This is a genomic window from Saccharopolyspora sp. NPDC050389 (assembly GCF_040655595.1).
Classification (GTDB): Bacteria; Actinomycetota; Actinomycetes; order Mycobacteriales; family Pseudonocardiaceae; genus Saccharopolyspora.
On the sequence record NZ_JBFAKG010000210.1, the window covers coordinates 1 to 3063 of the forward strand.

Sequence of the window (3063 nt, forward strand, 5' to 3'; positions counted from 1 at the left end):
CGTCAATTTCTCGTGAAATTGCACCCACTCACATCACGGAAGGAACCCTTGTCATGTTCTGGATTCAGCTCAGCACGTTCGTCCTGTTCAACCTGCTGATCCTCGCCATGCTCACCACCCAGCTCCCCGCCCGAGCGCTCGCGTTCACGACAGGTCAGCACGCCGGAGGCGGCGAAGGCGCTTACACGGTCTGGCACCTCATAGCCGACATCCAAGCCGAAACCCGAGAAGAACACGGGCCGGAACATGAACATCCCCGCATACCAACGGGATTCCCCACCACCGACCCCGACGAACCCACCGGACGCCACCACTTGCGGGCCTGAACCCTCGTGAGTGCTGACTCCGGTTCTTACCGGAACCAGCACTCACGAGACCCCGAGCAGGGCCGGTGCGGTGACCTCCCCGACCCCCACTCGCACCGGCCCACCCCGGTGACCGGGCGCGACACGCCCCCGCCCCACGCGCCCGGTCACCGGTTCTTCCGCGATGGGTCAGACCCGGCGGGCTCGTTCGTACTGCTTCGGCCAGATGTTGTCCGCGTGCAGGCGGTCTGCCGCGCGCAGCGGCCAGTGCGGGTCGCGTAGGAGTTCGCGGCCGAGCAGGACCGCGTCCGCCGACCCCGACGAGACGATCTCCTCCGCCTGCTCCGGCGACGTGATCAGGCCGACCGCCGCCGTCGGGACTTCCGCCTCCGTGCGGATCTGCCGGGCGAATCGCACCTGGTAGCCCGCGCCGATCGGGATGTCCGCCTTCGGCACCGCGCCGCCCGTCGAGGCGTCGACGAGATCCACCCCGCGCTCCGCCAGCAGCCCGGCCAGCCGGACTGAGTCGTCCCCGGTCCAGCCGCCTTCGACCCAGTCGGTCGCCGAGAGGCGGGCGAGCAGCGGCTTGTCGGCCGCCCAGGCAGCGCGCACCGCGTCGGTGATCTCCAATACCACCCGCACCCGGTTCTCGAAGTCGCCGCCGTAGCGGTCTGTCCGGTCGTTGACCAGCGGTGAGTAGAACTGGTGCGCCAGGTAGCCGTGCGCGAAGTGCAGCTCGACGACGTCGAAGCCCGCCGCTTCGGCCCGGCGCGCGGCCGCGGCGAACTGCTCGGGCAGCTCGGCGATCTCGGTCTCGGTCAGCGCGCGCGGCGCGGGCAGGTTGCCGAAGGCGTTGCCGGTCGAGCTGACCGTCTCCCAGCCGCCCTCGGACGCCGGCACCCCATTGCTGCCTTCCCACGGCGGAGTCGTCGACGCCTTGCGCCCGGCGTGCGCGAGCTGCACCCCGGTCGCCGCGCCCTGCGCGTGCAGGAAGTCGTTGATGCGCCGCCACGCCGCGACCTGGTCGTCGTTCCACAGTCCGGTGTCCTGCGGGCTGATCCGGCCTTCCGGCACCACCGCGGTTGCCTCGGTGATGATCAACCCGGCGCCGCCGGTGGCGAACTGGCCGAGGTGCACCAGATGCCAGTCATCGGGCAGGCCGTCGACGGCCGAGTACTGGCACATCGGCGCGACCCACACGCGGTTGCGGACGACGACGTCCCGCAGCTTGATCGGTTCGAAGAGATGGCTCACGACCAGCTCTGACGCCCTGGCGGAACGAGGTATTCCGAGGCTCCGGCCATCTCACAATCCGGGCGGTCAGACCGCGCGCAGCAGATCCTCGAAGGCCGCCTCGACGCGCTCGGTGTCGCCGGTGGCGAGCAGGTCGAGCAGCAGGCCGCGCAGCGCCGCGAGCGCCAGCGTCGCCTCGGCGTCGGAGCCGCCGAGCGCCTGCCGGAGCCGGGGCAGCCACTCGTGGACGCTCGCCTCGCCGAATCCGTTCCACGCGCCGCCGCGGGCGTGCAGCGAGCGTGCGTAGCTCTCGAAGAAGAACCGGACGATGTTGTGGTGTGCCGGATCGCTTAGCCACCGCCACAGCGCGCGCAGCACCTCGGCCCGGTCCGAGCAGTCGCCGATGGTGTCGGTGAGCAGCTGGAGCTGGACATCGCGGGCGTGCCGGTGCACCTCCTTGACTAGTTCTTCCTTGGAGCCGAAGAAGTACAGCAGCATCCGCGGGCTGGAGCCGACCGCCGCCGCCAGCGGCCGCAGCGACACCTCGGAGAGCCCGTGCGTCGCGGAGTAGTCCAGGAGTTTCGCGAGCAGTTCGCCGCGGCGGCCATCGTCCCGCTGGGTCATCGTCGCCCTCTGTTCCGGTCCTGGTCAGGCTGCTAGCCTACGACTGAAACGACTGTTTCAGTCTACTGGAGCGCCGCATGTCCGAAATCTCCATCCGGATCGGCCCGCGCCCCGGCGATCTGGGCACCGTGCTCGCCATGCACGGCGAGCTCTACGCGCGGGAGCACGACTTCGACGAACGCTTCGAGGCGCACGTCGCGCACGGGCTCGCCGCCTTCGCCACCGCCCTGGGCGAAGCCCGGGACGAGCCTGGCGCTGAACCCGGCTGGCTGTGGGTCGCCGAGCGCGGCGGCGAGGTCGTCGGCACAGTCGCGCTGACCGACGAGGGGAACGGCGTCGCGCAGGTCCGCTGGTTCCTGGTCGACCCGGCCGTCCGGGGCTGCGGAGTCGGCCGGAAGTTGTTGCGCGCCCTGCTCGATCACGCGCGCGGCCGGGGCTTCAAGCGCGTGAAGCTGTGGACGGTCGGCTCGCTGGAATCGGCCGCCCGGCTGTACCTGGACGCGGGATTCCGCTGCACCGAGCGCAATCCCGTCCGGCAGTGGGGCCATCGACTCGACGAGCTGAGGTACGACCTCGAACTGGGGTGACGGCTATGCGGACCGGAACCTGGCTGCGCGCGGTAGCAGAGTACGTGCGGACGATGAACGACCTGTACGACCGCTACCTGCTGGCCTGGCCGCCGCAACCGGAGCCGCTGCACTGGATCCGCCGCGGCGACGCCTGGATCCTCCGCGGTGAAGTGCTCCCCGAGCAACGACCCGACTGACGCGGAGCGGCGCGCGAGCAGCAACGGGGCCGTGAGTCTTTTGGGCTGCTAGTCCGGCTGTTGCCATGAGGGGGCCCCAGTCGTTGCCTTCGGTGCCCATGAAGCTGCGGATGCCGAGTTGGACCATGGCGTTGC

General features: G+C 70.2%; 5 protein-coding genes. 3 read left to right on the plus strand and 2 right to left on the minus strand.

The window, feature by feature from the left end; genetic code table 11:
• Positions 1 to 326: hypothetical protein (locus AB0I53_RS49425; protein WP_358618144.1), on the plus strand; the 326-nt coding region annotated here is incomplete at its 5' end.
• Positions 327 to 494: 168 nt separating this feature from the next.
• Here the strand turns inward: AB0I53_RS49425 and AB0I53_RS49430 are convergent.
• Both AB0I53_RS49430 and AB0I53_RS49435 read right to left on the minus strand, forming a co-directional pair.
• Positions 495 to 1559, minus strand: coding sequence for an NADH:flavin oxidoreductase/NADH oxidase (locus tag AB0I53_RS49430; RefSeq protein ID WP_358618147.1), 1065 nt, complete (start codon positions 1557 to 1559; stop codon positions 495 to 497).
• Between the two features lie 66 nt (positions 1560 to 1625).
• Positions 1626 to 2162 (minus strand): TetR/AcrR family transcriptional regulator, encoded by a 537-nt coding sequence (locus tag AB0I53_RS49435; RefSeq protein WP_358618149.1) that lies wholly within the window; start codon positions 2160 to 2162, stop codon positions 1626 to 1628.
• 77 nt (positions 2163 to 2239) lie between these two features.
• Between AB0I53_RS49435 and AB0I53_RS49440 the strand changes: the two genes are divergently transcribed.
• A complete protein-coding gene (locus tag AB0I53_RS49440; RefSeq protein WP_358618152.1) occupies positions 2240 to 2749 on the plus strand; it encodes a GNAT family N-acetyltransferase in 510 nt (169 codons plus the stop codon).
• A gap of 5 nt (positions 2750 to 2754) precedes the next feature.
• Positions 2755 to 2928, plus strand: coding sequence for a hypothetical protein (locus AB0I53_RS49445; RefSeq protein WP_358618155.1), 174 nt, complete (start codon positions 2755 to 2757; stop codon positions 2926 to 2928).
• Positions 2929 to 3063: the final 135 nt, after the last annotated feature.